The sequence below is a fragment of the Nocardia sp. PLKS1-43 genome (assembly GCF_059510335.1).
Genome location: NZ_JCAJZQ010000053.1, coordinates 1 through 563 on the forward strand (window position 1 = coordinate 1; position 563 = coordinate 563).

Here is a 563-nt window from a genome sequence, read left to right on the forward strand (position 1 = left end):
TGCCGTTGTTGCCGCTGTGGTTGCCGAGGCCGGACAGGGCGGTGGCGAGCAGGGGCAGCATCATCAGGGCCGTGGGTGCTGCTTGCAGGGCGGCGGGGGCGAGTTGGTCGAGCAGGTCCGCGCCCGGGGTGTCGTGGGGTGCGGGTGGGCTCAGGTGTGCGGGGCCTGGTTGGGTGGTGGCGGTCGGGGGTGCGGTGCCGGGTGCGGGAGTGCCCCCGGGAGTGGCCACACCCGATGGCGGCGAAACGCCACCGGCAGGCCCGGTGGTAGTGGCTCCGGGGGAGTTCGGGTGTGTGACAGAACTGTTCGGCGCGGGCGCGGTGCCGGTGCCGGGTGTGCCGGTGCCGGGTGTGGCGGTATTGGGTTGTGCCGCACCGGGGTTGGGTGACGTGGCTGCGGGCGGGCTCGCCGCACGCAACATCTGGTCGTTCCCCGGACGTGACCGCTGGGCCGGTCGCGGATCGCGTCCCGACCACGGTGTCCCGGTATTCGGCCCGGACTCATCGGTGCCGTCGCCCGGCTCGACCCCCGGATCCACATTCGCAGGACTCGTCACGACCCAC

General features: G+C 73.2%; 1 protein-coding gene and 1 pseudogene. One reads left to right on the plus strand and one right to left on the minus strand.

Features of this window, described 5'->3' with window-relative positions:
- Positions 1 to 229, minus strand: a pseudogene (locus AC5WS7_RS40630) (hypothetical protein); the annotation flags it as partial.
- Positions 230 to 293: 64 nt separating this feature from the next.
- Between AC5WS7_RS40630 and AC5WS7_RS40635 the strand changes: the two are divergent.
- A partial coding sequence (locus AC5WS7_RS40635; protein WP_495959989.1) for a hypothetical protein occupies positions 294 to 563 on the plus strand: 270 nt, incomplete at its 3' end.